Source organism: Bacillus sp. BSL6, assembly GCF_052928345.1.
This window is the reverse complement of record NZ_JAVGCW010000002.1, coordinates 863,776-890,138: the sequence shown is the minus strand read 5'-3', so window position 1 is coordinate 890,138 and position 26,363 is coordinate 863,776. Positions and strand designations below refer to the sequence as shown.

27 protein-coding genes are annotated in these 26,363 nt (G+C 35.7%); 19 read left to right on the top strand and 8 right to left on the bottom strand.

Going from position 1 to position 26,363, the window contains the following annotated elements; all coding sequences use genetic code 11:
- The first annotated feature begins 12 nt into the window (after window positions 1-12).
- From cdr to RCJ96_RS10760, 9 genes are all read left to right on the top strand, one after another.
- Window positions 13-1,677 carry a CoA-disulfide reductase gene (gene cdr / locus RCJ96_RS10800; protein WP_416504289.1) on the top strand — a complete coding sequence of 555 codons (1,665 nt, stop codon included), beginning with the start codon at window positions 13-15 and terminating at the stop codon, window positions 1,675-1,677.
- 185 nt (window positions 1,678-1,862) lie between these two features.
- The gene (locus RCJ96_RS10795; RefSeq protein WP_000456206.1) at window positions 1,863-2,126 is read left to right on the top strand and encodes a metal-sensitive transcriptional regulator; all 264 of its coding nucleotides are present in this window, start codon (window positions 1,863-1,865) and stop codon (window positions 2,124-2,126) included.
- 88 nt (window positions 2,127-2,214) lie between these two features.
- Window positions 2,215-2,775, top strand: coding sequence for a sulfurtransferase TusA family protein (locus RCJ96_RS10790; protein WP_416504288.1), 561 nt, complete (start codon window positions 2,215-2,217; stop codon window positions 2,773-2,775).
- Between the two features lie 38 nt (window positions 2,776-2,813).
- Complete coding sequence (locus RCJ96_RS10785; RefSeq protein WP_416504287.1) at window positions 2,814-3,944, top strand: MBL fold metallo-hydrolase; 1,131 nt, start codon at window positions 2,814-2,816, stop codon at window positions 3,942-3,944.
- 31 nt (window positions 3,945-3,975) lie between these two features.
- Window positions 3,976-4,206, top strand: coding sequence for a sulfurtransferase TusA family protein (locus tag RCJ96_RS10780; protein WP_002035794.1), 231 nt, complete (start codon window positions 3,976-3,978; stop codon window positions 4,204-4,206).
- Between the two features lie 30 nt (window positions 4,207-4,236).
- Window positions 4,237-4,596: a rhodanese-like domain-containing protein gene (locus RCJ96_RS10775; RefSeq protein WP_001092321.1), complete on the top strand. Its 360-nt coding sequence runs from the start codon at window positions 4,237-4,239 to the stop codon at window positions 4,594-4,596.
- 14 nt (window positions 4,597-4,610) lie between these two features.
- Window positions 4,611-4,907: a rhodanese-like domain-containing protein gene (locus RCJ96_RS10770; protein WP_074608969.1), complete on the top strand. Its 297-nt coding sequence runs from the start codon at window positions 4,611-4,613 to the stop codon at window positions 4,905-4,907.
- A gap of 60 nt (window positions 4,908-4,967) precedes the next feature.
- A complete protein-coding gene (locus RCJ96_RS10765; protein WP_000437722.1) occupies window positions 4,968-5,447 on the top strand; it encodes a DsrE/DsrF/DrsH-like family protein in 480 nt (159 codons plus the stop codon).
- 33 nt (window positions 5,448-5,480) lie between these two features.
- Window positions 5,481-6,245 (top strand): sulfite exporter TauE/SafE family protein, encoded by a 765-nt coding sequence (locus RCJ96_RS10760; RefSeq protein ID WP_446699785.1) that lies wholly within the window; start codon window positions 5,481-5,483, stop codon window positions 6,243-6,245.
- Between the two features lie 33 nt (window positions 6,246-6,278).
- Here the strand turns inward: RCJ96_RS10760 and RCJ96_RS10755 are convergent, their stop codons facing one another.
- Both RCJ96_RS10755 and RCJ96_RS10750 read right to left on the bottom strand, forming a co-directional pair.
- On the bottom strand, window positions 6,279-6,719 hold the full coding sequence (locus RCJ96_RS10755; protein ID WP_000642359.1) for a hypothetical protein: 441 nt from the start codon (window positions 6,717-6,719) through the stop codon (window positions 6,279-6,281).
- A 148-nt stretch (window positions 6,720-6,867) separates the two neighbouring features.
- Window positions 6,868-8,070 (bottom strand): LCP family protein, encoded by a 1,203-nt coding sequence (locus RCJ96_RS10750; RefSeq protein WP_000437431.1) that lies wholly within the window; start codon window positions 8,068-8,070, stop codon window positions 6,868-6,870.
- Between the two features lie 314 nt (window positions 8,071-8,384).
- Between RCJ96_RS10750 and RCJ96_RS10745 the strand changes: the two genes are divergently transcribed.
- Window positions 8,385-9,383, top strand: coding sequence for a YhdH/YhfP family quinone oxidoreductase (locus RCJ96_RS10745; RefSeq protein ID WP_416504286.1), 999 nt, complete (start codon window positions 8,385-8,387; stop codon window positions 9,381-9,383).
- Between the two features lie 34 nt (window positions 9,384-9,417).
- On the opposite strand, the gene RCJ96_RS10740 is transcribed toward RCJ96_RS10745, so the two are convergent.
- Both RCJ96_RS10740 and RCJ96_RS10735 read right to left on the bottom strand, forming a co-directional pair.
- A complete protein-coding gene (locus RCJ96_RS10740; protein WP_000456258.1) occupies window positions 9,418-11,073 on the bottom strand; it encodes a Na/Pi cotransporter family protein in 1,656 nt (551 codons plus the stop codon).
- Between the two features lie 330 nt (window positions 11,074-11,403).
- A complete protein-coding gene (locus RCJ96_RS10735) occupies window positions 11,404-12,606 on the bottom strand; it encodes an MFS transporter (protein ID WP_000503265.1) in 1,203 nt (400 codons plus the stop codon).
- Between the two features lie 319 nt (window positions 12,607-12,925).
- Between RCJ96_RS10735 and RCJ96_RS10730 the strand changes: the two genes are divergently transcribed.
- From RCJ96_RS10730 to RCJ96_RS10695, 8 genes are all read left to right on the top strand, one after another.
- A complete protein-coding gene (locus RCJ96_RS10730) occupies window positions 12,926-14,014 on the top strand; it encodes a DUF871 domain-containing protein (RefSeq protein ID WP_001253343.1) in 1,089 nt (362 codons plus the stop codon).
- Between the two features lie 77 nt (window positions 14,015-14,091).
- The gene (locus RCJ96_RS10725) at window positions 14,092-16,032 is read left to right on the top strand and encodes a BglG family transcription antiterminator (protein WP_074608972.1); all 1,941 of its coding nucleotides are present in this window, start codon (window positions 14,092-14,094) and stop codon (window positions 16,030-16,032) included.
- A 111-nt stretch (window positions 16,033-16,143) separates the two neighbouring features.
- The gene (locus RCJ96_RS10720) at window positions 16,144-16,464 is read left to right on the top strand and encodes a PTS lactose/cellobiose transporter subunit IIA (protein ID WP_074608973.1); all 321 of its coding nucleotides are present in this window, start codon (window positions 16,144-16,146) and stop codon (window positions 16,462-16,464) included.
- 1 nt (window position 16,465) lies between these two features.
- Complete coding sequence (locus RCJ96_RS10715) at window positions 16,466-16,771, top strand: PTS sugar transporter subunit IIB (RefSeq protein ID WP_000275647.1); 306 nt, start codon at window positions 16,466-16,468, stop codon at window positions 16,769-16,771.
- Window positions 16,772-16,853: 82 nt separating this feature from the next.
- Window positions 16,854-18,164 (top strand): PTS sugar transporter subunit IIC, encoded by a 1,311-nt coding sequence (locus tag RCJ96_RS10710; protein ID WP_074608976.1) that lies wholly within the window; start codon window positions 16,854-16,856, stop codon window positions 18,162-18,164.
- Window positions 18,140-18,418, top strand: coding sequence for a hypothetical protein (locus RCJ96_RS10705; RefSeq protein WP_000900037.1), 279 nt, complete (start codon window positions 18,140-18,142; stop codon window positions 18,416-18,418). The genes RCJ96_RS10710 and RCJ96_RS10705 overlap by 25 nt, the downstream gene beginning before the upstream one ends.
- Window positions 18,408-19,493 (top strand): DUF871 domain-containing protein, encoded by a 1,086-nt coding sequence (locus tag RCJ96_RS10700; RefSeq protein ID WP_074608977.1) that lies wholly within the window; start codon window positions 18,408-18,410, stop codon window positions 19,491-19,493. Before RCJ96_RS10705 ends, RCJ96_RS10700 begins: the two co-directional genes overlap by 11 nt.
- A gap of 107 nt (window positions 19,494-19,600) precedes the next feature.
- On the top strand, window positions 19,601-20,524 hold the full coding sequence (locus RCJ96_RS10695) for a HEAT repeat domain-containing protein (protein ID WP_000393380.1): 924 nt from the start codon (window positions 19,601-19,603) through the stop codon (window positions 20,522-20,524).
- Window positions 20,525-20,574: 50 nt separating this feature from the next.
- Here RCJ96_RS10695 and entC read toward each other — a convergent pair whose 3' ends face one another.
- From entC to RCJ96_RS10675, 4 genes are all read right to left on the bottom strand, one after another.
- Window positions 20,575-21,948, bottom strand: a complete 1,374-nt coding sequence (entC, locus tag RCJ96_RS10690; protein WP_416504304.1) for a cell wall-binding protein EntC — start codon at window positions 21,946-21,948, stop codon at window positions 20,575-20,577.
- 447 nt (window positions 21,949-22,395) lie between these two features.
- Window positions 22,396-23,547, bottom strand: a complete 1,152-nt coding sequence (locus RCJ96_RS10685; protein WP_416504303.1) for an ABC transporter permease — start codon at window positions 23,545-23,547, stop codon at window positions 22,396-22,398.
- A 26-nt stretch (window positions 23,548-23,573) separates the two neighbouring features.
- Window positions 23,574-24,248, bottom strand: a complete 675-nt coding sequence (locus RCJ96_RS10680; RefSeq protein ID WP_000609099.1) for an ABC transporter ATP-binding protein — start codon at window positions 24,246-24,248, stop codon at window positions 23,574-23,576.
- A complete protein-coding gene (locus tag RCJ96_RS10675) occupies window positions 24,245-25,348 on the bottom strand; it encodes an efflux RND transporter periplasmic adaptor subunit (protein WP_074608980.1) in 1,104 nt (367 codons plus the stop codon). Before RCJ96_RS10675 ends, RCJ96_RS10680 begins: the two co-directional genes overlap by 4 nt.
- A 211-nt stretch (window positions 25,349-25,559) precedes the next feature.
- On the opposite strand from RCJ96_RS10675, the gene RCJ96_RS10670 reads away from it, so the two are divergent.
- Entirely contained in the window at window positions 25,560-26,294 is a 735-nt protein-coding gene (locus RCJ96_RS10670; protein ID WP_000388673.1) for a YwaF family protein, read from the top strand.
- The last annotated feature ends 69 nt before the right edge of the window (window positions 26,295-26,363 follow it).

Genomic DNA, 26,363 nt, shown 5'->3' with positions numbered 1-26,363 from the left:
GAGGTTTAAAATATGTCCAGAAAAATAGTTGTAGTAGGCGGAGTTGCCGGCGGCGCATCAGTAGCTGCAAGGCTTCGTCGATTAAGTGAAGAAGATGAAATTATTATGGTGGAGCGCGGTGAATATATTTCATTCGCAAATTGCGGGTTACCATACTATATTGGCGGCGTAATTACAGAAAGACAAAAATTATTAGTACAAACTGTTGAAAGAATGTCGAAGCGTTTTAATCTAGATATACGTGTATTGAGTGAAGTAGTACAGATTAATAAAGAAGAGAAAACAATTACGATAAAGAATGTAACGACAAATGAAACATATAACGAGCAATATGATATTTTAATTCTTTCACCAGGGGCAAAACCAATCGTTCCACCTATTCCAGGTATTGAAGAAGCGAAGGCGTTGTTTACGTTACGGAATGTACCGGATACTGATCGTATTAAAGCGTATATTGATGAGAAGAAGCCACGTCATGCGACGGTTATTGGTGGCGGATTTATTGGAGTGGAAATGGTTGAAAACTTAAGAGAACGCGGGATTGAGGTTACTCTTGTAGAGATGGCGAATCAAGTAATGCCACCAATCGATTATGAAATGGCAGCATATGTGCATGAGCATATGAAAAATCACGATGTTGAGCTCGTTTTTGAAGATGGTGTAGATGCGTTAGAAGAGAACGGGGCTGTTGTACGTTTAAAAAGTGGCTCAGTTATACAAACAGATATGCTTATTTTAGCAATTGGTGTACAACCAGAGAGTAGTTTAGCGAAGGATGCAGGGTTAGCACTAGGAGTTAGAGGAACGATAAAGGTAAATGAGAAATTTCAAACGTCTGACCCACATATATATGCAATTGGTGATGCGATTGAAGTAAAAGATTTTGTTACTGAAACAGAAACGATGATTCCTTTAGCGTGGCCGGCTAATCGTCAAGGTCGTATGTTAGCAGATATTATTCATGGTCATACGGATTCTTTATATAAAGGTACGCTCGGAACTTCTGTAGCTAAAGTTTTTGATCTAACAGTTGCTTTGACTGGAGTAAATGAGAAAATATTAAAACGATTAAATATACCCTATGAGGTAGTACATGTGCAGGCAAATTCGCATGCGGGATACTACCCGAATGCTACGCCAGTGCTAATAAAATTAATTTTTAATAAAGATAGTGGGAAAATTTACGGAGCACAGGCTCTAGGACGTGACGGTGTAGATAAGCGTATCGATGTTATCGCAACGGCAATAAAAGCAAATTTAACTGTACTTGATTTGCCAGATTTAGAATTATCATATGCCCCGCCATATTCTTCTGCAAAAGACCCTGTAAACATGGTAGGGTATGTAGCAAGTAATATAGTAGATGGTTTTGTGGAAACAGTACAATGGCATGAGATAGATCGTATTGTTGAAAATGGTGGATATCTTATTGATGTTCGAGAGCCTAATGAACTAAAGCAAGGAATGATTAAAGGCTCTATTAACATTCCGTTAGATGAATTACGTGATCGTTTGGAGGAAGTGCCAGTAGATAAAGATATATATATTACGTGTCAACTCGGTATGAGAGGGTATGTTGCAGCACGCATGTTAATGGAAAAAGGATATAAGGTAAAGAATGTAGATGGTGGTTTTAAATTGTATGGGACAGTATTACCAGAACGTATTGTATATTGATATTTTTTCATCTTCCACTTCAAAATTTGGTGGAAGATGAAAGCCTATAGATGAAGGTTTCGCTTTGTGTTTTGTGAATGTATAAAATAAAATTTTAAAATAGGGGTTTACAAAATACCCTATAGGGTATAAGATATTGTCATAAGTTATAAATAGTGACATAATGGTAATGAGGTGATTATACAATGGAATATAATCAAGATATGAAAAATAGATTGAAACGTATTGAAGGTCAAGTTCGTGGCGTGCTTCGTATGATGGAAGAAGGAAAAGATTGCCGAGAGGTTATTACACAGTTAACGGCATCTCGTTCTGCACTTGATCGTACAATTGGCCTCGTTGTTGGAACAAATTTAGAGCAATGTTTACGTGAACAGTTTGAAAGTGGTAATGGTTCAAATGAAGAATTAATTAAAGAAGCTGTTCAATTACTTGTAAAAAGCCGATAATCTGTCAAACGTAAGTGTTGACAGATTTTCAAAAACATTTTATTATACCCCTACAGGTATATGTATATAAGTTGTGGAGGAATCGACTATGAGTATAAAAGTGGATATGAGTTTAGATTGCAAAGGTTTGGCTTGTCCGATGCCGATTGTGAAAACGAAGAAGGCGATAGAAGGATTAGCATCAGGGCAAGTGATTGAAGTTAAGGCAACAGATAAAGGGTCTACTGTAGATATAAAAAGTTGGGCGAATAAAGTAGGGCATCAATATATCGGTACAAAACACGAGGGCGATATTTTGATGCATTACGTTAGAAAAGCACATGAGCATGAAGTGAATGAGGTTGTGAAATTTCCTCATACAATTACGAATACAGAGTTGGAAGAGATATTAGTAAGTGGTGAAGAGTGTACTGTATTAGATGTTCGTGAAGCAGCGGAATTCGCTTTTGGTCATATTCCAGCTGCTACTTCGATGCCGTTAGGTGAACTAGAAAGTCTAGTCTTAGATAAGACGAAGCAAATTTATGTTGTTTGCCGAACTGGTAACCGCAGTGATGTAGCTTGCCAAATGTTGAAAGAGAAAGGTTATACAAATGTGAAAAATGTTATTCCCGGTATGATAGAGTGGCAAGGGAATATAGAGAATTAAATTTTTTTAAATAAAAATATACCTCAGGGGGTAAGAAGATGGAAGTTAAATCATTACAAGCAAAAGATGTTGCAGAGAAAGTTTTATTCGGAGAGTTGTTTATTTTAGATGTTCGTAATGAGACGGATTATGAAGATTGGAAAATTGAAGGGAAACAAATCTCATCTATAAATAAACCGTATTTTGATTTGTTAGATGGTGTAGATCAAATTGTAAGTGAATTACCTAAAGATAAAGATATTTTAGTAGTATGTGCAAAAGAAGGGTCTTCTATATTTGTGGCAGAGCAGTTAACAGAGGCTGGATTAGAAAATATTTATTATTTAGCTGGTGGTATGAAGGCTTGGAGTGAATATGTAAAGCCTATAAAAGTTGGAGATTTAAAAAATGGCGGAAGTATGTACCAGTTTAACCGCCTTGGAAAAGGCTGTTTATCTTATATGGTCGTTTCAAACGGTGAAGCAGCAGTTATTGATGCAGTAAGAACAGTTGAAGCGTATGAAGAATTTGCGAAAGAGCATGCTGTTACGATTACGAATGTAATGGATACACATTTACATGCAGACCATATTTCTGGAGGACGTAAGTTAGCGGAAAAAGTAGGTGGTACGTATTGGTTACCGCCAAAAGATGCGGAGGAAGTTGTTTTCTCATACGAACCGCTTGTTGAAGGATCTGTTATTACGGTGGGGGGTACTAAAATTGAAATTGACGCATTATACTCACCAGGGCATACGATTGGAAGTACGTCATTTATTGTAGATGATTCCTATTTATTATCAGGCGATATTTTATTTGTAGATTCCATCGGGCGTCCAGATCTTGCTGGGAAGGCTGAAGATTGGGTAAGTGATTTACGTAATACTTTATATAGCCGATATAAGGAACTATCTCAAAATTTAATTGTGTTACCGGCTCATTATTCAAAAATAAGTGAAATGGACGAAAGTGGTATTGTTAGTGCAAAATTAAAAGATTTATTTGAGCATAATGCAGGATTAAATATTGAGGATGAGGGAGAGTTCCGTAAAGTTGTAACAGAAAACTTACCACCTCAGCCAAATGCATATGAAGAAATCCGTCAAACGAATATGGGTAAAATTCACCCGAGTATGGATGAAGAGCGTGAAATGGAGATTGGTCCAAATCGTTGTGCAGTTCACAAATAAATAAACGAATGAATGAAAAATGGAGGAATAGATGATGAATGTAAAACAAGTATTAGATGCGAAAGATTTAGCATGTCCAATGCCGATTGTAAGAACGAAGAGAGCGATGGATACTTTGCAAACTGGAGAAGTGTTAGAAGTACAGGTAACTGATAAAGGGTCAGTTAAGGATATTCCAGCGTGGGCAAATAAAAGTGGCCATGATATCGTAAAGCATGAAGAGGAAGGCGATGTGCTGAAGTTTTGGATTAAGAAGGCATAGTATTTTTATAAATGTAGAGAGGTTGATTATATGAACACAATATTAAGTACGCTTTTCATTGTACTTGCTGCATGGTTTGTTATTTCACGTTTTTTACCTGTGAAAGGTGTTCAAAATATAAACGGAAAAGAATTAAAAAGTATAGTAGGAAAACAGGGAAAGTACTTTATCGATGTTCGTACAGTAGGTGAATATAGAGGAAATCATATGAAAGGATTTCAAAATATCCCGCTAAATGACTTAGCGAGTAAGACAAATCAATTAGATAAGAATAGGGAAGTAATCGTTATTTGTCAGAGTGGAATGAGAAGTAAACAAGCAGCGAAAATGTTAAAAAAATTAGGATTTCAGCACGTTATCAATGTTTCAGGCGGTATGAATGGTTTGTGAGGAGGAAATGTAAAATGAAAGAAATGACAGCAAAAGAATTAGAAGAAAAATTGTTACGTAAAGAAGCAGTAAATATCGTAGACGTACGTGAAGTAGAAGAAGTAGCTGAAGGGAAAATTCCAGAAGCGTGTAACATTCCACTAGGACTATTGGAGTTTCGTATGCATGAGTTGGATAAAAAGAAAGAGTATATTATCGTTTGTCGTTCTGGCGGAAGAAGTGCACGAGCTGTTCAATTTTTAGAGAGCTACGGTTTTCAAGCAATCAATATGGTAGGTGGTATGTTAGCGTGGGAAGGGCAAGTAGAATAGGGCGAAGCAATTTTTTATAAAAATAAAAATACCCCTATAGGTAATTGGAGGGAGAACAACATGGAACAACAGAAGAAAACAACAATCGTTTTATTTAGCGGAGATTATGATAAAGCGATGGCTGCTTATATTATTGCAAATGGTGCAGCGGCGTATGATCAAGAGGTAACTATTTTTCATACTTTCTGGGGATTAAATGCTTTAAGGAAAGATGAACATGTAGAGGTAAAGAAAACTTTCATAGAAAAAGTGTTTGGAAAGATGATGCCACGCGGCGCTGATAAGATGGGATTATCTAAAATGAATTTTGCAGGTATGGGACCAAAGATGATTAAAGGTATTATGAAAAAACATAATGCGATGCCGTTACCAGATTTAATTGATTTGGCGAAAGAACAGGGGATTAAACTTGTAGCTTGTCAAATGACAGTAGATTTATTAGGGTTAAAAGAGGAAGAGATTATGGAAGGGGTAGAGTTTGCAGGAGTAGGAGCTTATTTAGCAGACGCTTCGGATGGGAATGTGAACTTATTCATTTAATTCATCTTCTTTCTAGAAGGGAGGGGATGTAAGATGAGCTTAGTCGTATTACTTTTTATAATTGCGTTTATAGGATCGTTTATATCAGGAATGGTTGGAATTGGCGGTGCGATTATTAATTATCCGATGATCTTATACATTCCGGTATTGCTAGGATTTACTGGCTATACTGCACATGAAGTGAGTGGTATTACAGCGGTGCAAGTATTCTTTGCAACTTTTGCAGGGGCATGGGCTTATCGGAAAAGTAATGATATGGATAAAACGCTCGTTGTGTATATGGGAGCTAGTATATTAATAGGAAGTTTTATAGGTAGTTTTGGTGCTAATGCATTAGAGGAACATACGGTCAATGTTGTTTATGCAGCGTTAGCAACAATTGCTGCTATTATGATGTTCGTACCGAAACGAAATAATGGTGATGAACTGAAATATAATAAATGGTTAGCAAGCTTGTTAGCGTTTAGTGTAGGCGGAGCATCAGGTATTATAGGTGCTGGAGGTTCGTTCCTTTTAGTTCCGATTATGCTAGTCATTTTAAAATTGCCAATACGTACAACAATAGCAACATCTATAGCTATTACGTTTATTTCCTCAGTAGGGATTACAACTGGAAAAGTAATAACTGGGCAAGTAGTTGTAATGCCAGCTCTTATTATTGCGATTGCAAGTATCTTTGCTGCGCCGATTGGAGCGCGAGTTGGGAAAAGGATCAATCAAAAAGCACTACAATATATGTTATCGATTTTGATTGTAGGAACTGCTGTTAAAATGTGGATTGATATGATATCGAAATAAAAGGATGGCGCTGCTTGCAGCCCATCCTTTTATTTATGCCCAAATCACTTTCATTAAGTTTTTGTATTCGTCATTTGCTAATTTATATAGCATTCTCGTATGTTCAAAGACAAGTGCTGGATTAAAGTTTGGTTCTGAGAATGCAAGAGATGTTGAAATATCAATTGCATTTTGCTTGTTTAATGTGAATTTTGCAAATCGATAAGATGTGTTTAATTCATTAATAACGTGCAAAATATCATTTGTTGCTGTTGCATCAGGTACGTGAGCAACATTGAAGCAGTATATATCTACAGTAGGATGTTCGTTTTGGAAAGCAGCGATAAGTTGAATTTTTGCGCCAGCTTCTGTCTCTAATCCTACTGAAAAATGAACAGAACCATCATTTTCATCTATATTTTCTTCCATGTATATATCGTTGGATTTTAAGTAGTCTTTAAAATCTGAGATGTTATGTTTTACTGCAGCTTTCATATGTATGAGCCCCCTGATAATTGGAATAGATTGCTACTATTTATTATAATTTAAAAATATTAAAAAAGATAGTTAGAAAGTTCTGATTTTTAATTGTGACGGAATAAAAAGAAGCAGTACTCTACCTCCATAGAGAACTGCTTCTTTATTATTCATTGTCGTTAGACGATGTTTCTGTATCTTCATTGCTATTTTTATTTTTCATTTCATTGTTACTTGATTCGCGTTCACTTGTATTTTCAGACTTAGATTCTTTTGTTTTCTCTGTACTTGTTTTTTTCGAATCAGAGTCTGTTTTTGTATATGCAGGTAATCCAAGATGAGTACGAAGATCGTTTGTAACTTTTGCTAATTCTTTTTTATCTGGATTGTAGTAATACGTTCGGCCGCCACCAGCGGATTTGCTACATGTATCGTCACCTTTTTCCATATAGCAGTCGTCACCTTGAATTTGTAATTTCTCGATTTCTGAATCCGATCCGTACTTATAGAATGAAAGCATATCATCAAATGTTAAGTTTGTAACGAATTGTCCGTTAATATCATCAATGATGTTGCCAACTTTTGTTACAGAACCAACACTTGTTAGTTTCTTTAAAATAGCCTCGATAACGAGTTGTTGACGTTGTCCACGCATTGCATCACTATCGATGTGTCTTGTCCTAGCAAGAGCAAGAGCTTCTTCGCCATTTAACTTTTGAACACCTTTTTCTAGGTGAATTGCCTCTGCATTATCATTGCTATCTTGCTCAGTAAATTCAACTGGTACATCAACTTCAATACCGCCCAAGTCATCGACGATTTTTATAAATGATTTAAAGTTAAATTTCACAAAATAATCGACAGGAACATTCATTAATTTTTCAACTGCATCAATGCTTGCTTGTGGTCCACCATTTTTTCCATTTTTAGCAGAACCGAATGCATGAGCGTGTGTAATTTTATCTTTTTTCTTTTCTATTGGAATATAAGTATATGTGTCACGTGGGATACTTAATAGTTTTACAGTTTTGCTATCTTTATTAAACGTTGCAAGCAACAGCGCATCTGTTCTAATAGCTTCACCATATTCTTTTCCTCGGACATCGCTTTCATCAACACCCATTACTAAGACAGAGACATTGTTTGTAATAGGTTTTACAGCTCTATCACGTAAATCAGATTTATCACCGCGCGCTAAATCATGTGCGGCATTTCGAACAGCAGAAGATGCTTTATTTACTAAAAACCAAGTATAACCGCCGCCTATTAATAAAACGAATAGTATAGCGCTTATAATAACTTTTATTTTTTTCTTATTTTTTTTCGGGTTACTGCGTGTATTTTCTTGCAAAGATGGGTTTTGCTCCATTTCCTGTACTCCTTCATTTGGATTGAAATACGACACTCATATCCACTTATTATAATGAAATTTAGCGAAAAAAAACATTACAAATCATTTACATTTCGTAAAAATTCAATTTATTTATAAAAAGTCAGATATTCTATATTTTATTTTTCAGATGTAGAATAAGTATAAGGTTTTTTAGTAGAAATGAAAATATGTATTGTGAGAAAGTAATAGAGAAGTAAGATTTGTTGAAATATAGCCAAGAAGAAATGAATAGGTCTACTTGTTTCTTCTATATAATAAAGAAGAATTTGACGGATAAAGGAGAGAACATAATGAATCATACATCATTCCGAGCAATCGTTGTGAACGAAACAGAAAATAAGCAGTTTGTAAGAAACGTTGTCGAGAGAGAAGTAAGTAGTTTACCTGAAGGGGACGTATTCATACAGGTTCATTATTCTTCACTAAATTATAAAGACGCTCTTTCAGCCACTGGTAATAAAGGTGTTACGAGAACATATCCTCATACGCCAGGAATTGATGCAGCAGGAGTGGTTGTGAGTAGTAAAGATGCTACCATTAAGGCAGGAGATCAAGTCATTGTAACGGGATATGATTTAGGGATGAATACTTCTGGTGGTTTCGGAGAATATATTCGCGTGCCAGCATCTTGGATTGTCCCTTTACCAGAGGGAATGTCATTAAAGGAAAGTATGATGTACGGCACAGCAGGTTTTACAGCTGCTTTATCAGTATATAAGCTTATTAGAGCAGGTATAACGCCAAGTATGGGAGATGTACTAGTAACGGGTGCTACAGGCGGCGTAGGAAGTGTAGCTGTTAGTATTTTAAGTAAGTTAGGGTTTAGCGTAGTAGGAGCGACAGGAAAAATGGAAGAGGAACAGATGCTACTACGTCTAGGAGCGAAAAAGGTGATTCATCGCGCAGAATTGAATGATGAATCAGGAAGACCAATGCTTAAAGGAATATACGCCGGGGTTATCGATACTGTAGGTGGACATATGTTAGAAACGGCTTTAAAAACGGTAAAGTATGGCGGGTGCGTAACGACATGCGGTAATGTGGCAGGACAGGAATTACAAACAACGGTATATCCGTTTATTTTGCGAGGCATAAGCCTGTTAGGGGTAGATTCTGTGCAATGTCCAGCCGATGTGAGAAGGGATGTATGGACGCTCCTAGCAAATGAATGGGGAAATAAAGAGTTACAATCTTATACAGAAGAATGTACATTAGAAGAGCTAGATGAGAAGTTTACACTTATATTGCAAGGAAAGTTAAAAGGTAGAACGGTTGTAAATATGAAATGAAAAAAGAGACGCTAACGTAAGCGTCTCTTTCCTATTATAATGATTGTTTTAAATTGACTTTACCTTGTTCACCTAAAACACCATCAGCGATATTTACAGCGTGATCGCCAATGCGCTCTAAGTTACTTACCATATCAACGAAGATGATACTTGCATCACCTGAACAGCTACGTTCATTCAGACGTAATACGTGACGTTTACGAAGAACACGTTCCATTTGATCGATTTTACGTTCTTTTGCAATAACTGTTTGAGCTAGTTCAGTATCGAAGTTTGTTAAAGCTTCAACTGCGTCTTGTAATGTTGAAATCGTTAACTCAAGCATTTCATTTAATTCAGCTAGTGCTTCGTTTGATAGGGAAACACGGTTTGAAATTTGGAAATCAACAAGTTCTACAAGGTTTTCTACATGATCACCGACACGTTCAATATCGCCAACGACACCTGCTAGGACTGAATGCTTCTCAGAGTCTGTCGGTGAAAGTGGTTTTTCTGATAGTAAAACTAAATACTCGGTAATTTTTTTATCTAAGTTGTTAATAGCTCCTTCTAATTGAGTAGCCATGTCAGCGTGTTTTTTATCTTGTGTGTTTAAAAATTGGTTTGCTTCTTTTAACCCATGTAATGAAAACTCAGCCATACGAATAATCTCTTTTTGTGCTTCAGTTAAAGCAATAGCTGGAGATTGTTCAATAAAGATTGGATTTAAATGTTGCGGTTTGAAATCAATAGCAGCATCTTCCCCGCGAATAATTTTCGTTACAATCCATGCTAATACAGCGATGAATGGGAACTGAATAATTGTATTCGTTACGTTAAATGTTCCGTGTGCAAATGCAATTGTCATCTCTGGATTTAAGTTTAATGACGTTTGGAAGTATTGAATTAAATTTGTAAAAGGTATTAATAAAATTGTAAAGATGATTGTACCGACAATATTAAAGATAACGTGAACTAATGCTGCGCGTCTTGCAGCAATTGAAGTACCGATTGCTGCTAATACAGCTGTAATTGTTGTACCGATGTTATCACCAAACAATACAGGAAGGGCAGCTTGTAAATCGATTGCACCTTGACCGAATAGTTCTTGTAAAATACCGATTGTTGCACTTGAGCTTTGTACAATTAAAGTGAAGACTGTACCAACAACAATACCTAAAATTGGATTATCACTCATGCTAACCGTTAATTCTTGGAATGATTCTAAAGAGCGAAGAGGCTTCATACCTGTGCTCATTAGTTCTAAACCGAAGAATAACATACCAAAACCGAATATAACTTGACCTAAAGAATGTACTTTTTTATTTTTAAAGAAGAATAGTAAGATAGCTCCAACTGCCATAATTGGAAGAGCATATTCTCCGATTTTAATTCCAATAATAAATGCAGTAACTGTCGTACCGATGTTCGCACCCATAATAACACCGATTGCTTGTCTTAATGTCATAAACCCAGCACTTACAAGTCCGACTGTTAAAGCAGTTGTTCCTGAACTTGATTGGATTAATACGGTAACTAACATACCTGCTAGTACACCCATCAGTGGGTTTGTTGTAAAGCGATCTAGAATATCACGAAGACGATCTCCGGCAGCTTGTTGCAGTCCATCGCCCATGTATTTAATTCCGAATAAGAAAATACCTAATCCACCAATGAACTGGAAGATCATATCTTGAACATTGTATTCCACGCATTCCACTCCTTAAATTTCATGTACGATGTAATTATTAACTAAACCGTGAGCCACTGTAAACGATTTATCAGTAAAATTTACACTAAATTTACAAAGGGATAAAAAGTTTACAATTCTTTAAAGAAACAGCTGTATTTTATTGGTTTTTATCTTTTGTAAATCGTATTTTTGTAAAGAAATCACACTCTTTAGAATAGTGTTTTTCATTTGTATATGAAGGAAATCGTCTGTGAGTTCATCGTATATTTTTTGATGAAAGGTAAAAAAATATGTAGGAAAATGCATGTAGTTTTATAAAATCAAAAATACGTAAAAAAGCCACTGGAATTATCCAGCAGCTTTTTCCGTATTTTTATCACCATGCTTTTGTTTTTTTACACTTGTAATGTAAATGAACAGGAAAGCAATAAGTAGTAGAGAGGAATAACGATATACAGTTGCGTAGTTTGTAAAATGTGCAATGAATCCAAAAATAATCGCGCCAGCACCAATTCCAAGGTCAAATGCTGAGAAGAATGTAGCTGTTGCGACTCCTCGTCGGTGCGGTGCTACTCGGTCAATCATCCACGCTTGTAGTGCAGGTTGAATCGCTCCGAAACCACTTCCGTAGCATGCTGCTGCAATAATTAAGCTTGGAATGGTAGTTGTATACGACAATAAAATAATCCCTGTAAACGTAATAATAACTCCTGGGATAATTACGAAGGAATGACCTTTCGCATCATATAACTTTCCGGAAAATGGACGAGTAACAGCGATTGCAAGTGCATTAAATAAGAAGAAGAGGCTTATATCAGCAATGCCGACTTCCGTAGCAAATAACGTAATAAAGCTTCCGATTCCCCCGTACATTAATGTAATACATAATATTAATAATGAAGGAAGTAAAGCTTTACGTTCAATAAATCCATCAAGGAAGGTACCAGATGTTTGCTGTGGTGATTGCGGCGATTTTTTGATTTGAAGTAGTTTCGTTAATATTAATGAAACAATTGTACAGGAAAGTGCACATAAAAAAAGAATCGTGAAGTTATATGTTTGCATAAGCCAAAGTCCGATAAGTGGACCGAGCGCCATTGCAATCGTTCCAGAAAGACCGAAATATCCCATGCCTTCACCGCGGCGAGCTTGCGGAATTAAATCGGAAACGACAGTTCCATATGTAGTCGTTGTAATACCAAAACCAGCTCCGTGTAAAATTCGAACGGCAAGCAATAGGAAAACAGTTGAAGCGAAAAGATAACTACCCATAGCGAGTAAACAAATAGCAGTACCGATCATTAAAATGATTTTTTTGCTGAATTTTTGCAAGGCATTTCCAGTTAGCGGTCTAACAAAAAGTGCCGCAACAGTAAACATACCGACAACAAATCCAATATTGGAACTTGTACCTCCAATTTCTTTCACATAAACAGGTAAAGTCGGAATTAACATTTGAAATCCTAAAAACATACATAAGTTTGCTAGAATTAGCGCGACAAATTCTTTCGTCCATAACGGTTCTCGTTTTACGAGTATTGCTTCTCCCATGTATTCATCCCCTATATAAAAAATTTCTCTTTTCTTTCGAGTATATGTATTGGCCAATGTAACAGTCAAGGAAGGTGCCTTGAAAACGTACAACAATTTTCGAGGTAAAAAACTGACAAATTTGTGGAAAGACTACACAACTATGAAAAAAAGATGTAAAGTATAGATGTATAGACTGGTAGTTGTTATGAATGATAGAAATTGTTTTTTCTTTAAAGAAAGCGGATTCAAAAAGTAGTGAATGAGAAGGGGATATATACTTTTTCGCTACATATATTTGAAAAGGTTTACAATATGATGAAGAAAGAGGCGTGTACATATGAGACGATTAGGTATTTCTATTTATCCAGAACATTCAACAGTAGAGAAAGATAAAGAGTATTTAACATTAGCAAGTAAATACGGATTTACTCGTGTATTTACATGTTTATTATCTGTAGATGGTGAAAAAGAGAAAATTATAGAAGAGTTTAAAGAAACGATTTCTCATGCAAATGCATTAGGATTCCAAGTGTTAGTTGATATTAGTCCAGCTGTTTTTGAGCAATTAGGTATTTCATATAACGATTTATCGTTTTTCCATGAACTAGGTGCGTACGGTATTCGTTTAGATGTTGGTTTCTCAGGATTAGAAGAATCAATTATGACGTACAATCCGTATGGCTTAAAAATTGAGATCAATATGAGTAACGGTACGAAGTATGTAGATAACATTATGAGTCATAGACCAAATCGCGAAAATTTAATTGGTTGCCATAATTTTTATCCGCATCGTTATTCTGGATTATCATATGATCATTTTATGAAATGCTCGAAACAATTTAAAGATTACGGTATGAGAACGGCTGCTTTTATTTCATCATTTGATGCAACATATGGACCTTGGCCAGTAACAGAAGGATTATGTACGTTAGAGCAGCATCGTGAATTACCAATGACAACACAAGCGAAGCATTTATTTGCAACAGAATTAATTGATGATGTTATTATTGCGAATGCTTATGCATCAGAAGTAGAATTACAAGCACTAGGTGCATTAAATAAAGAGAAACAAACATTTGATATAGAGTTATATGATACAACGACAGAACTAGAAAAAATTATCGTATTAGACGAACCTCATTTTTATCGCGGGGATGTATCTGAATATATGATTCGCTCTACACAAAGCCGTGTGAAATATAAAAAAGAAGAGTTTAAACCTCATCATACACGTGAAATTAAGCGCGGCGATCTTCTAATTGATAATGAGCAATATGGCCAATATAAAGGTGAATTGCAAATTGCATTAAAAGATATGGTGAATACAGGAAAAACAAATGTAGTTGGTCGAATTGTAGAAGAAGAGATTTTCTTATTAGATTATTTGCAAGCATGGGATAAATTCGGATTTACATTAAAGAAATAGATAAGTTAAAAAAAGGAAAAAACTACTGATCTCAGCAGCTTTTTCCTTTTTATATATAAATTGCGAGAGGAAGAGCTATGACAAAGGTGCATCAGCGATTAGTTTCTATTTTAGAGGAGTTTTTAGAAGAGAAATCGATGTTAAATCGAGCTTTTTTAGCGAACCGTTTACATGTATCAACGAAGACGATTCAAAAAGATATAAAATTATTAAATGATATATTGGAAGAAAATGGAGCGAAAATTGAATCGCAAAGAGGGACTGGATATGAACTAGAAATTATACAAGCGAAGAAGTTTGAAGAGTTTTGCGTGAGTCTATTTCAAAAACAGACAGAAAAAATCCCAACTTCTTATGAAGAAAGGATAGCGTACATTCTGCAACGTATTTTAACCACCGAGGGATATGTGAAGCTTTCACAGTTAGCAGAGGAGATTTATGTAAGTAAATCGACTGTAAATTTAATTATGAAAGATGTTACAGATATATGTGGTCGCTATCAATTACAAATTGAAAAGAGACCTTATTATGGTATACGTATTGTTGGAGAGGAGTTTCATATTCGTTCTTGTTTATCACAATATGGTTTACCGCGTTATGACCATACTCCGTTTCATGAGCAATTTGAGCAGAGTGATACATACTTATCGTTACCTCATATACCGCTTATCCGTTCGATTATATTAAAGTATATCGAAGGAGGAGCGATATATTTATCAGATATAGAAATTGATAATTTAGTCATTCATATTGCAATTGCATTAAAGCGTTGTGAAGATCAACATTATATGAAAGGACTACATGTAGAGCAAGCTGAATTTATAATAAAGAAAGAATATACAATTGCGAAAGAGATTTTAGGAGAGTTAGAGAAAGAGTTGCATTTTTCATTCCCAGAAGAAGAAGTTTTATATGTGACGATGCATTTATTAAGCACTGCTGTTACAACGAAAGATCGTTATGAAAATGTGGAAGAACTATTAGGAAAAGATCTATATGCATTCATGCAACATATTCTTTTTAAAGTAGCGGAAGAACGGAATCTTATTTTTTATTATGATGAAGAATTATTATTCGGGTTTGGTGTTCATTTAAAAACGTTATTAAACCGTTTGAAGTATAAGTTAAATACGAGAAACCCTCTTTTGGCAGAAGTGAAAAAGAATTATCCGTATGCTTTTGAAATTGCGGTTCTCGTTGGGGATATAATTGGTGAATATACAGGTGAGCCGATTCCGGAAAGTGAAATTGGTTATATTGCCATTCACTTCGGCGGAGCGATGAGCCGTTTACAGGAACAAAATCAAAAGAAGAGATGTTTATTAGTTTGTGCGACTGGTCAAGGAAGCGCCCAGCTATTGAAATATAAAGTTTTATCACAGTTCCGAGATAAATTAGAGATTGTAGGGATTACAGGCTATTATCAATTGAAAGTAGAAGATCTCTACAAAGAAAAGATAGATTGTATTATTAGTACGATTCATATACCAAGTGGTTTACCTGTGCCTGTTATAAAAGTAAACTCAATATTTGATGATAAAGAGATTAAGTCAATTGGTCAGCAGTTGTTTACGCATGTGAATAATAGTGTACAGCAATATATGAAGGAAGATTTAATCTTTTTAAATCATATTGCTTCTACGAAGGAAGAGGTTATCCAATTTTTATGTGAGAAAGCCGCTGAGAAAAACTATGTACCAGAACACTTTTATGACTCTGTTATGGAAAGAGAGAATACATCCCCTACAGCAGTTGGGAATTTAGTTGCGATTCCACATCCGATGCAGTTATTAAGTGAGAAAACATTTTTGATGTTTTGTACACTTAATAAAGCGGTTGACTGGGGAGATAAGAAAGTACAAGTTATTATTTTATTTAGTGTAAAGCGCAATAATAATGAAGATTTACAAAAGCTTTATGATTTTTTATATGATATTATGTCTAATCAAAATACGATAGAGAAATTAGCTCAGGCTGAAGTGGTTGAAGATTTTCAAGAGATATTATTATCGTTATAAGAGAAGTATATAAAAACTTCCGTTACACAACGGAAGTTTTTTATGTTTAATTGTATGCGTTTTCATAATAAGATAACAATATAGAAAAAAGATGGCTTGGGGGAATTTAAAATGACTAATATGCAAACTCCATTTGCGTTAATTTTACATGGTGGCAACGCGAGAAGCGCGTCACTTGAAGCAATTGCTTTTGCAAGACAAGGAGATTTTGAGAGTGCGAGTGAAAAGATGACACTTGCTAGGGAAGAAATTTCAGCAGCTCATCGTATTCAAACAGACTTAATTCAAGAAGAAGCAAGAGGAAATCATGCAGAAATCAGTTTACTGTTAGTGCATGCACAAGATCATTTAATGAATGCAATTACAGTGAAAGAACTTGCTGAAGAATTTATCACTCTTCATAAACGAATAGAAGAGAAAGTGACAGTATAAGATGTACATTTTATTATGTTGTGCAGCAGGCATGTCAACGAGTATGGTTGTAAGAAAAATGCAAGAAGAGGCAATGAAACAAGGGAAGGATTATAAAATTAAAGCAGTTGATTCAGAACTTGTGAAACTGGAAATAAAAAATGCTGATGTTGTTTTAATTGGTCCGCAAGTGAAATATTTATTTCCAGCCGTAGAGTTTCTTGCAAATTCATACAATATACCAGTTGCGATTATAGACCAACGAGATTATGGCATGTGTGATGGTTTGAAAGTATTGAAACAAGCAGAACAATTAGTTTTAGCATAATTATATTTTTTTAAATATAAACATTATAATGTTATAACTTTATTTCATTCTTTCATAGAAAAGAGAAAGAGGAGGGGTTTTGATGAATGGTTTTATGAGTTTTATGGAACAAAAGATTATGCCAACAACACAAAAGATTGCCGGACAGCGACATTTATTAGCAATTCGAAACGGGGTTATTTCTACATTACCGTTAACGATTGTCGGATCATTTTTCGTTATCTTTTTAAACTTACCAATTGATGCATATATGGAGTGGATTGCACCGTTTCGCCATATTTTAGATATTCCATTCCGATTTACGGTAGGACTAATGGCATTATATGCAGCATTTGGGGTAGGGGCTTCGCTCGCGAACTTTTATCAGCTCAATCAGTTAAGTGCAGGGTTATTATCTGTACTCGCCTTTTTACTAGCATCAGTTGAACCAATTCAAATTACGAAAGCCGTACCAGGTGTTATTGATGCAGGTAGATATATTTCAGTAGGAACATTAAGTGCAACATCTTTATTCGGCGCAATTGTTACAGCTTTAATTGCAGTAGAAATTTATCACTTTATGATTAAGCATAATATCTCAATTAAATTACCAGATAGTGTACCACCAGCAGTTTCAAATTCGTTTGCAGCATTAATTCCAACGTTAGCAGTTATTCTTTTATTCTGGGGTATTCGCTACGGTTTGAAATTTGATGTAAATACAACAATCACATATTTAATCGCACCACTAAAATCAGTATTAGTAGGAAATAATTTATTCGGCGGTTTATTAACAGTATTCTTAATCGTATTCTTCTGGTCATTCGGTATACATGGCCCTGCGATTTTAGGACCGATTATTCGTCCAATGTGGGATTCTGCAATTCTTGAAAATATGGAAGTATTCACAGCTACAGGAAATGCACATCAATTACCAAACTTATTTACAGAGCAATTTATTCAATGGTTCGTATGGATTGGTGGATCAGGTTCAACGTTAGCTTTAGTAATTATGTTTATGTTCTCTAAATCTAAGTTCTTAAAAGAGTTAGGTAGATTATCATTCGTGCCAGGCTTATTCAATATTAACGAACCAATTATTTTCGGGGCACCAATTGTAATGAACCCAATCTTAATTATTCCGTTCGTTATTACACCGTTAGTGACAACGACAGTATCATATTTCGCAGTTGTTTCAGGTATGATTCCGATGATGATGGCGAAACTGCCATTTACGATGTTAGCACCAATTGCAGCGATTATTAGTACGGACTGGACAATTATGGCTGGTGTACTTGTACTTGTTAACTTTGTTATCTCATTCGTTATTTACTATCCGTTCTTCAAAATGTATGAGAAACAACAATTAGCAGGAGAGGAGAAAGAAAAATGCTCGGAGCAATTATCATCTTAATTACATTTGTAGCGGGGCAGTGTATTGCACATTATTCAAAATGGGTACAAAGTAAATCTTTATTAGTTTTACTACTAGTATCAATTGTATTTATCGGTAGTTCAATGGGTGCCTATGTAATGCTAAGCTTACAATCACCGTACGTAATTATTGTACCAACGATTTTATGTGCAACATGTTTATCTGCAAAATATAGATTTACGAGCATGGCATTAATACAACGTGTGAAGGAGATGCAAAAGCATGGAGCGTAAATTAGGAATTTCACTTTATCCAGAGCATTCAACGAAAGAAAAAGATATGGCATACATTTCGGCAGCGGCACGCCACGGTTTTTCAAGAATATTCACATGCCTATTGTCTGTGAATCGACCGAAAGAAGAAATTGTAGCTGAATTTAAAGAAATTATTCATCATGCGAAAGATAACAATATGGAAGTTATTTTAGATGTAGCTCCAGCTGTCTTTGATCAGCTCGGTATTAGTTATAGTGATCTATCATTCTTCGCAGAGTTAGGTGCAGACGGTATTCGATTAGATTTAGGGTTTGACGGATTAACTGAAGCGAAAATGACGAATAATCCGTACGGCTTAAAAATTGAGCTAAACGTAAGTAACGATATTGCGTACTTAGAAAATATTCTTTCGCATCAAGCGAATAAGTCAGCTTTAATCGGTTGTCATAACTTCTATCCGCAAAAATTTACTGGACTTCCGTATGACTATTTCATTCGCTGTAGTGAACGCTTTAAAAAGTATGGTATTCGCACAGCAGCATTTATTACGTCGCATGCAGCTAACATCGGCCCATGGGATATTAACGACGGATTATGTACATTAGAAGAGCATCGTAACTTACCGATTGAGGTACAAGCGAAACATTTATGGGCGACAGGGCTTATTGATGACGTTATTATCGGAAATGCTTATGCGAGTGAAGAAGAGTTAGAGAAACTAGGAAACTTAAATCGTTACATGTTACAGCTGAAAGTAAACTTTGTAGACGAAGTAACTGAAGTAGAGAAGAGGGCGACACTGCAAGAGTTACACGTAAGACGCGGCGACATAACAGAATATATGGTACGTTCTACAGAAGTACGTAAGAAATACAAAGACTATGACTTCCCGGTGCGCGAAAGTGTACGACAGGAAAGAGGGCAAGTTGTAATTGGAAACAATTCATTTGGTAAGTATAAAGGTGAACTACAAATCATTCTAAAAGAAATGCCGATAGATGAACGGAAAAATATTGTCGGTACAATTGCAGAAGAAGAGTTATTCTTACTAGATTATGTAGGAGCTTGGACGCAGTTTACTTGTGTGGAATAGGGGAGAGAAGGAGAGGATGCTGTGGCATCCTTTTTTTCTGTTGAAATGGTAGTCTATCGTATATAGAATGCAAAGAGATAGACTTAATTTGGACGGGAGAGAAGGAGATGGAAGAGTATATAGATGATTTATTAAGGCGGATGGATGATGAAGAAGCAGGTATTCGGCAATGTGCGTATGAAGAAGCGAGGGAGTTAAATGATTTATCGCTTTTTTCTTGTTTCCAAGAGAAAGTAACGGAAGCACGAAAAGTATATATAAAAACGAGCCTTTATTTTTTAATTACACAACTTGCAATAAATACTAGAGAGATGTATATTGCAGATTATTTGATAAATCGGTTAGAAAGTGAAGAAAGCAGGGTAGTGTTGGATAGTATGCTTATAGATTTAAGTAAATTATCTGAAGCGAGCAATGCACATAAAATTATTCCTTACATATATCATAAAAATAGTGGAGTTCGTTATTCCGCTGTCATTGCTTTAAAGTTGTGTAAATCGTTAGAAGCAGAAGATGCCTTATTGAAGTTACTTACAGTGGAAGAGAATCGAGATGATATTGTAAATATATGTGCTACTTTACATGAGATTGGAACAAAGCGATCAATTTTATCTTTAACGAAACTTTTACACAGCGATAGTGCTTATATTCGTTCGGCAGCCATTGAGACTTTGGCAGAAATCGGAAGAACAGACTTACAAATAGTTTATATTGATGCTTTATCTGATAGAAGTGTCATGGTGAAATATGAGGCCATTCGAGCTATTTATGCATATGGAGATGAAATGGCGATTAAGCCAATTTGCGAACGTGTAACGAAAGTTGTTTCTAGAAGACGTAAAAATCAAGTAGAGTCTATTGATGAATCAGAAATCCTCATTGCTCTTCGTTTCTTACATAAGTTTGCTAATCATGAAGAAGTTCTAAAGACATTTGATAAAGTGTACAAAAAACGTGGAAACTTGTTTGTGTCGGAGAGGAAATGGCTTCGAGATAATATTACTTACTTTCAAGAGAAAGAGAGAATGTAAGAATTATAAAAAAGAGTCAGCCTCAATGAGACTGACTCTTTTTTTACAAACTAGTTTAATACTTTAACTGTAACTGTTTTACGTCCCCAGTTACTTGATGTACCTTTGTCTGGCATTAAAACGTCGATTTTATTTCCTTTAATAGCTCCACCAGTATCACCAGCGATTGCTACTCCGTAACCTTCAACCCATACTTTTGAACCTAATGGAATGACACTTGGATCAACTGCGATTAGTTTCATGTTTGGATTAGCTGTTAAGTTGTGACCTAAAGCTGATTTTACTTGGTCGCCTGCTTTATAACCATTTTCAAGTGGATCTGCTGTGTAAGCTGTTGCTACAACGCGTAACTCACGAGAAGATGATGGTGCACTTGTTTCAGTTTCTTTTGCAACAGGTTGTTGTGTAGCTGGTTTTTGAGCTTTAGCCGCTTCACGAGCTTTAGCTGCTTCTTGAGCCTCAGCTGCTTCTTGAGCTTTAGCTGCTTCTTGAGCTTTAGCTGCTTCACGAGCTTTAGCTGCCTCTTGAGCTTTAGCCGCTGCTTGAGCTTCAGCTGCTTCTTGAGCTTTAGCTGCTTCACGAGCTTTAGCTGCTTCTTGAGCCTTAGCTTCTGCTTGAGCTTCAGCTGCTTCTTGAGCTTTAGCTTCTGCCTGAGCTTTAGCTGCCTCTTGAGCCTTAGCTGCTTCACGAGCTTTAGCCGCTGCTTGAGCTTCAGCTGCTTCACGAGCTTTAGTTGCTTCCTGAGCTTTAGCTTTTGCTTGCATTTCAGCTACTTCACGAGTTTTAGTTGCTGCTACAGTTTTAGCTGTATCTTGAACTTTCGTTGTTTTTTCAACTTTTACTGCTGGTTGAACTTTAACTGGAGCTTTACCTGTTAAGTAAGGAACATGAACGTAAGCTGTTTTTCCGTTATATTCAAATTGGATCCAATCATTTTCAACTTGGTGTGTTGTTTCAATTACATCATCTTGTTTCAATTTACCAAGAATTTCTGAGTCTGTGTTTGCACCAGCACGTACGTTTAATACGTTAGCTGTTACGTAGTAAGTGTCTTTTGTGTAGTCAGCGCTAATGAAAGCTTCTTTACCGCTATTCAATTTTACTTTTGACCATCCGTTTTCTGTATGTAAAACGTTAACTTTATATCCATCTAATAATTTTCCTACAACTTTTGATTCAGTAGTTGGGTTTTCTCGTACATTTAGTACATCAGTCGTTACAAACGTTTCTGCTTTAGCAGATGTTGTGAAAATCCCAAGACCAAAAACCGCTGCTGTTGCTATACCCATAAATTTTTTCATAATAGCCTCCATTGCATTTGTTTTCGTTGACCTCATTATAGCAACCATTATTTTCTTATTTGCGAAAAACATAAAATTACAAAGCTTTCGTAACGGGTCATTAATATTTTGTAATAATTCCAGTAATATCCTAAAAGCGCTTTCTTATAGTTTTTAGGGGAGGTTTGAGCATGTGATGCATAAAAAAGGTAGTATTTCAATTTCTGACAGGTTAATATTATTTCTATAGTATTACGTAATTATTTCGTAATCATTACAAAAATGACGTATTTTGCTGTCGGAACAGAAAAGTAGTTATGTAAAAATAACTATTTTAGTTGTGGAGAAATAAAAATGAGGTGAAATTTAATAAAATATCGCTATAATTGTTACAAAATAAGTCGAGGTATGGAAAAAATTACGCCTTGATTTTCGACTTTCACATAGTATTTTTGCAATAATAGGATTCTATAATAGATTTAGTAGATTAAAATAATGAAAGATGTTTATAACGTGAAACATATATAATAGAAGAAACATGATTTAATAGATAAATAAAAAACGTAGGAGTGTAAACTCCTACGTTTTTGTTTATTCATATCGTAAACATTCAATTGGATCCAGTTTTGCAGCTTTGTTAGCTGGTAGTAGACCGAATATAATACCGATTAACATGGAGATACCTACTGCAAGAAGTCCAAGTTCTTTTGAGACAACGAGTGGCCATCCGGCAAAGATGGAGACGATCCAAGCGAAGAAGATACCGAGCATGAAACCAATGAAACCACCGAGTCCTGTTAAAATACAAGATTCAATTAAGAATTGTGTTAATACTTTACCACGCGTTGCACCAAGAGCTTTACGAATACCGATCTCACGTGTACGCTCTGTTACAGATACAAGCATAATGTTCATTACACCGATACCACCAACAAGTAAGGAGATAGCGGCAATACCACCGAATACCATTTTCATCATACCGATTGATTCATCTAATTGCTTCGTAAATTCACCTAAATCTTGTGCTTCGAATTTGTGCTCAAATTTAGGAGCTTTCATTTCGTTTAAAACAGAAACGGCTTGTTTTTCTACACTTTTACGTTCGGCCGGAGAGGTCATTGTTAATCTGACAGAGTCATACTCAGTTACTCCTGAAATGACAGGCGCGTTTTCAAGTGATGTATAACCTTCAGGCATAGGCATTCCGAAGTCGTTTTTCGTTTCGTATACACCGACTATTTTATACGGCTTTCCTTTTATATCTGTGTATTGATTTGATTCCCAACCACTAAATAATTTATTGAAAGCTTCTTCATTTAATATAACAGCAGGGATTGCTTGGTTTAGCTCACTGTCGTTTAATTCACGACCGTGAACTAATTTTATCTTCGAATCTGTTATAAAGGCGCCTGTTCCGCCTTTTAAATCAAGATTTACATCTTTTGAACCAGCAGATGCTTTTACTTTCATACTTACATCTGGATACACATCTTTAACGCCTGGTACAGTTTGCAGTCGGTTTAGCATATCAGCTGTAATTTTGGCATTATCTGTTCCATAGTCAGGATTGTTGTAGTAAATCGTTACTTCGTTATCTTTTCCTTGGCCTAACTCTTTTTTAAACTTTGCGTTTGTACCATCACCCATTGAAATGATAGTAATGATGGCACTAATACCGATAATAATACCTAACATCGTTAAAATAGAACGCATTTTATGAGCAAAGATAGAGGAAAGGGCCATGCGTATATTTTCACTCGTGTTCAAAATTAACCTCTCCAATCTTGGACGATATTTCCGTCACGAATTACAATTTGACGTGCTGCAGCTTCCCCGATTTCACGGTCATGGGTAATCATAATAATTGTTGAGCCTTGTTTATTTAATTCGTAAAAGAGGTCCATAATTTGTGTACTTGTTTTCGTATCAAGTGCCCCCGTCGGTTCATCGGCTAAGATAAATTTCGGGTTATTTACGATTGCGCGTGCAACAGCGACACGCTGTTTTTGTCCACCTGATAGTTCGTTCGGCAGGTGAGTAGCACGATCAGCTAAACCTACTTTTGTTAAAGCAGCTAATGAGCGCTCGCGCCTTTCTTTTTTATCGACTCCAGCGTAAATAAGAGGGAGCTCTACATTTTGAAGTGCTGAAAGTCTCGGTAATAACATAAAGTTTTGGAATACGAATCCGATTTCTTTATTACGAACATGTGCAAGTTCTGTTTCAGACATGTTTGAAATGTTTTGCCCAGCTAGTTCGTACGTACCTGTCGTTGGTTTATCTAAACAACCGATAATGTTCATTAATGTTGATTTACCAGAACCAGATGGTCCCATAATAGAAGTGAATTCTCCTTGGTTCAGTGTTACGTCAATTCCGTGTAATATTTGAACGGACTCTGCACCATTTTGGAAGGATTTCGTGATGCCTTTTAAGTTAATCATTCAACGACAACCTCCATACCATCTTTTAAGTCTTTTTCCGGTTTAGAGATAATTTGTTCTCCTTTTTTCACTCCAGAAACTTTTGCTTCGCTATCTGTCTCGAATTCAACAGTAACTGCTTGTTCTTTCGCTTTACCGTCTTTTATGACGAAGACAACATTTTTGTCACCTTTTTTCACGATGCTGCTTTTCGGAACAATTGTGCCAGTTGCTTCGCCAGATTTACTCGTTACGTAAACGTGGAAGCCGTTTTGTAATTCTTCACTATTATCTAATGTGACAGTGAATTGATAGTTAGAAACTGTTTTGTTTTCGTCCATACTCTTTAATGGTGTAGAACCGATTTCTGTTACTTTTCCTGTCCAAGTCTTACCAGCGACCGTTTTTGAAGAAACAGTTACTTCTTGCCCAACTTTCATACTAGCAAGTTCATATTCAGAAAGTTGACCTTTTACTTTAAATGGGCCAGCGTGACGAAGTGTAATACCGCTCATACCTGTTTTTTCATCAGCAGTTTTTACGATATCATCAATTACGCCATCAGCAGGACTTGTTACAGAAAGATTGCTTACTCTCTCTTTTGCCGTTTTAATCATTTCATCAGCTTTTTCTATTTCAAACTTTTTCATTTCAAGTTGTGATTCTAATTGTCCAACTTCGACTTCTGATGCTTTTAATGCTTCAGCAGGAAGACCTGCATTTTTATCTTTTTGTAATTTTTGTTTCGCTGCATCAATTTGTTTTTGGAACAATGTTACTTCTTTTTGTGCGATTTTCTTTTGCATTTCTGCTTCTGTTACACCTTGTTTAGCAGCAGGGTCATTGTATTTAAAAAGGAGTTGCCCTTTTTTTACTTCATCGCCTTTTTTTACAGCTAATTCATACGTTCCTTTTGTTGGATCAAATGAAATTGTTTCGATGCCGTTTGGAATAACTTCACCGCCAAATTTTTGCGCGTTTTCAATCTGTTTTTCTGTTACTTTATATCCGCTATATGCCATTGCTACTTCTGAACCGCCGCCAGCAAATGCAAAGTATGATCCAGCTGCAATTCCGATTGCTACTACACTAGTAATTAACACTTTATTTTTCTTCTTCATCTATTTATCACCTTTTCGTTCGTTTTAGTATCTACATTCAGTATAGAAGAGGTGAAGAATCTGACAAATCGTTTTAGCTTACAATAACCTTACAGTTTTGTAAGGTATGAATATGTAAATGTAAGGTAGAGGTTGTCTTAGTTTAAGCAAATGAATTGACGCTTGTTTTTTTTCTTACAATAATATTGTATGAAGGAGAGGAGGAAGGAAGATGGAAGCTTATTTTAGTGCGCATCCATTAAAACCGTTTATTCCCTACTCAAGGCAACATGCCATTATATTATTTATTCTGTTGGTGGGAATCGTTTTTTTATATCAATACCAAGATGTATTACGTCAAAATGAGTGGAATATAACGGTTCGATATGCGATTGCATTTCTATTTATAGGGAGTGAAATTGGACTTCATATGTGGGAGTGGAAAGCAGGGATTTTTGAGCTAGCTACTTCATTACCATTCGAGTTGTGTACGATTAGTTTGTTGTTAGCGTCAATTATGATCATAACGAAAAGTTACCGTATATATGAGATTGTATTTTTTACAGGAATTATTGGTGCATCACAAGCCATTTTAACGCCAAACTTGCAGTATGCTTTTCCGCATTTTCGGTTCATTGAATATTTTATCGCGCATATATTGCTCATTTGGGCGCCACTCTTTATGACTTGGGTGGAAGGATATCGTCCGACAGTACAATCTATTAAACGCACAATGATATTTTTAAACATATTGATTCCAATTGTTTCGTTTGTAAATTACAAAACAGGCGGTAATTATATGTTTTTAGCTCATAAGCCAGAAACTGCTTCATTACTCGATATGTTAGGGCCGCATCCTTACTATATTATTTCATTAGAAATAGCTGCGCTTATTGGATGTTTTATTTTGTATATGCCATTTGCGAAAAGAGAAAAACAGTTACATAAAGAATCGTTAGGGTCATAACCTAGCGATTTTTTATATATTAAATATTTACAATTCAGAAAATTAAGAATAAAATTAAAGGGTAAATTA

Bases quoted from the DNA above. Each gene is read 5' to 3' on its own strand.
- RCJ96_RS10765 (WP_000437722.1), top strand. From the start codon at position 4,968: ATGGAACAACAGAAGAAAACAACAATCGTTTTATTTAGCGGAGATTAT.
- RCJ96_RS10735 (WP_000503265.1), bottom strand. From the start codon at position 12,606: ATGGGAGAAGCAATACTCGTAAAACGAGAACCGTTATGGACGAAAGAA.
- RCJ96_RS10680 (WP_000609099.1), bottom strand. From the start codon at position 24,248: ATGATTAACTTAAAAGGCATCACGAAATCCTTCCAAAATGGTGCAGAG.
- RCJ96_RS10775 (WP_001092321.1), top strand. From the start codon at position 4,237: ATGAACACAATATTAAGTACGCTTTTCATTGTACTTGCTGCATGGTTT.
- RCJ96_RS10770 (WP_074608969.1), top strand. From the start codon at position 4,611: ATGAAAGAAATGACAGCAAAAGAATTAGAAGAAAAATTGTTACGTAAA.
- RCJ96_RS10715 (WP_000275647.1), top strand. From the start codon at position 16,466: ATGTACATTTTATTATGTTGTGCAGCAGGCATGTCAACGAGTATGGTT.
- RCJ96_RS10790 (WP_416504288.1), top strand. From the start codon at position 2,215: ATGAGTATAAAAGTGGATATGAGTTTAGATTGCAAAGGTTTGGCTTGT.
- RCJ96_RS10755 (WP_000642359.1), bottom strand. From the start codon at position 6,719: ATGAAAGCTGCAGTAAAACATAACATCTCAGATTTTAAAGACTACTTA.
- RCJ96_RS10700 (WP_074608977.1), top strand. From the start codon at position 18,408: ATGGAGCGTAAATTAGGAATTTCACTTTATCCAGAGCATTCAACGAAA.
- RCJ96_RS10710 (WP_074608976.1), top strand. From the start codon at position 16,854: ATGAATGGTTTTATGAGTTTTATGGAACAAAAGATTATGCCAACAACA.
- RCJ96_RS10785 (WP_416504287.1), top strand. From the start codon at position 2,814: ATGGAAGTTAAATCATTACAAGCAAAAGATGTTGCAGAGAAAGTTTTA.
- RCJ96_RS10780 (WP_002035794.1), top strand. From the start codon at position 3,976: ATGATGAATGTAAAACAAGTATTAGATGCGAAAGATTTAGCATGTCCA.
- RCJ96_RS10730 (WP_001253343.1), top strand. From the start codon at position 12,926: ATGAGACGATTAGGTATTTCTATTTATCCAGAACATTCAACAGTAGAG.
- RCJ96_RS10725 (WP_074608972.1), top strand. From the start codon at position 14,092: ATGACAAAGGTGCATCAGCGATTAGTTTCTATTTTAGAGGAGTTTTTA.
- RCJ96_RS10760 (WP_446699785.1), top strand. From the start codon at position 5,481: ATGAGCTTAGTCGTATTACTTTTTATAATTGCGTTTATAGGATCGTTT.
- RCJ96_RS10705 (WP_000900037.1), top strand. From the start codon at position 18,140: ATGCTCGGAGCAATTATCATCTTAATTACATTTGTAGCGGGGCAGTGT.
- RCJ96_RS10670 (WP_000388673.1), top strand. From the start codon at position 25,560: ATGGAAGCTTATTTTAGTGCGCATCCATTAAAACCGTTTATTCCCTAC.
- RCJ96_RS10675 (WP_074608980.1), bottom strand. From the start codon at position 25,348: ATGAAGAAGAAAAATAAAGTGTTAATTACTAGTGTAGTAGCAATCGGA.
- RCJ96_RS10750 (WP_000437431.1), bottom strand. From the start codon at position 8,070: ATGGAGCAAAACCCATCTTTGCAAGAAAATACACGCAGTAACCCGAAA.
- RCJ96_RS10695 (WP_000393380.1), top strand. From the start codon at position 19,601: ATGGAAGAGTATATAGATGATTTATTAAGGCGGATGGATGATGAAGAA.
- RCJ96_RS10685 (WP_416504303.1), bottom strand. From the start codon at position 23,547: ATGGCCCTTTCCTCTATCTTTGCTCATAAAATGCGTTCTATTTTAACG.
- RCJ96_RS10795 (WP_000456206.1), top strand. From the start codon at position 1,863: ATGGAATATAATCAAGATATGAAAAATAGATTGAAACGTATTGAAGGT.
- RCJ96_RS10720 (WP_074608973.1), top strand. From the start codon at position 16,144: ATGACTAATATGCAAACTCCATTTGCGTTAATTTTACATGGTGGCAAC.
- cdr (WP_416504289.1), top strand. From the start codon at position 13: ATGTCCAGAAAAATAGTTGTAGTAGGCGGAGTTGCCGGCGGCGCATCA.
- RCJ96_RS10745 (WP_416504286.1), top strand. From the start codon at position 8,385: ATGAATCATACATCATTCCGAGCAATCGTTGTGAACGAAACAGAAAAT.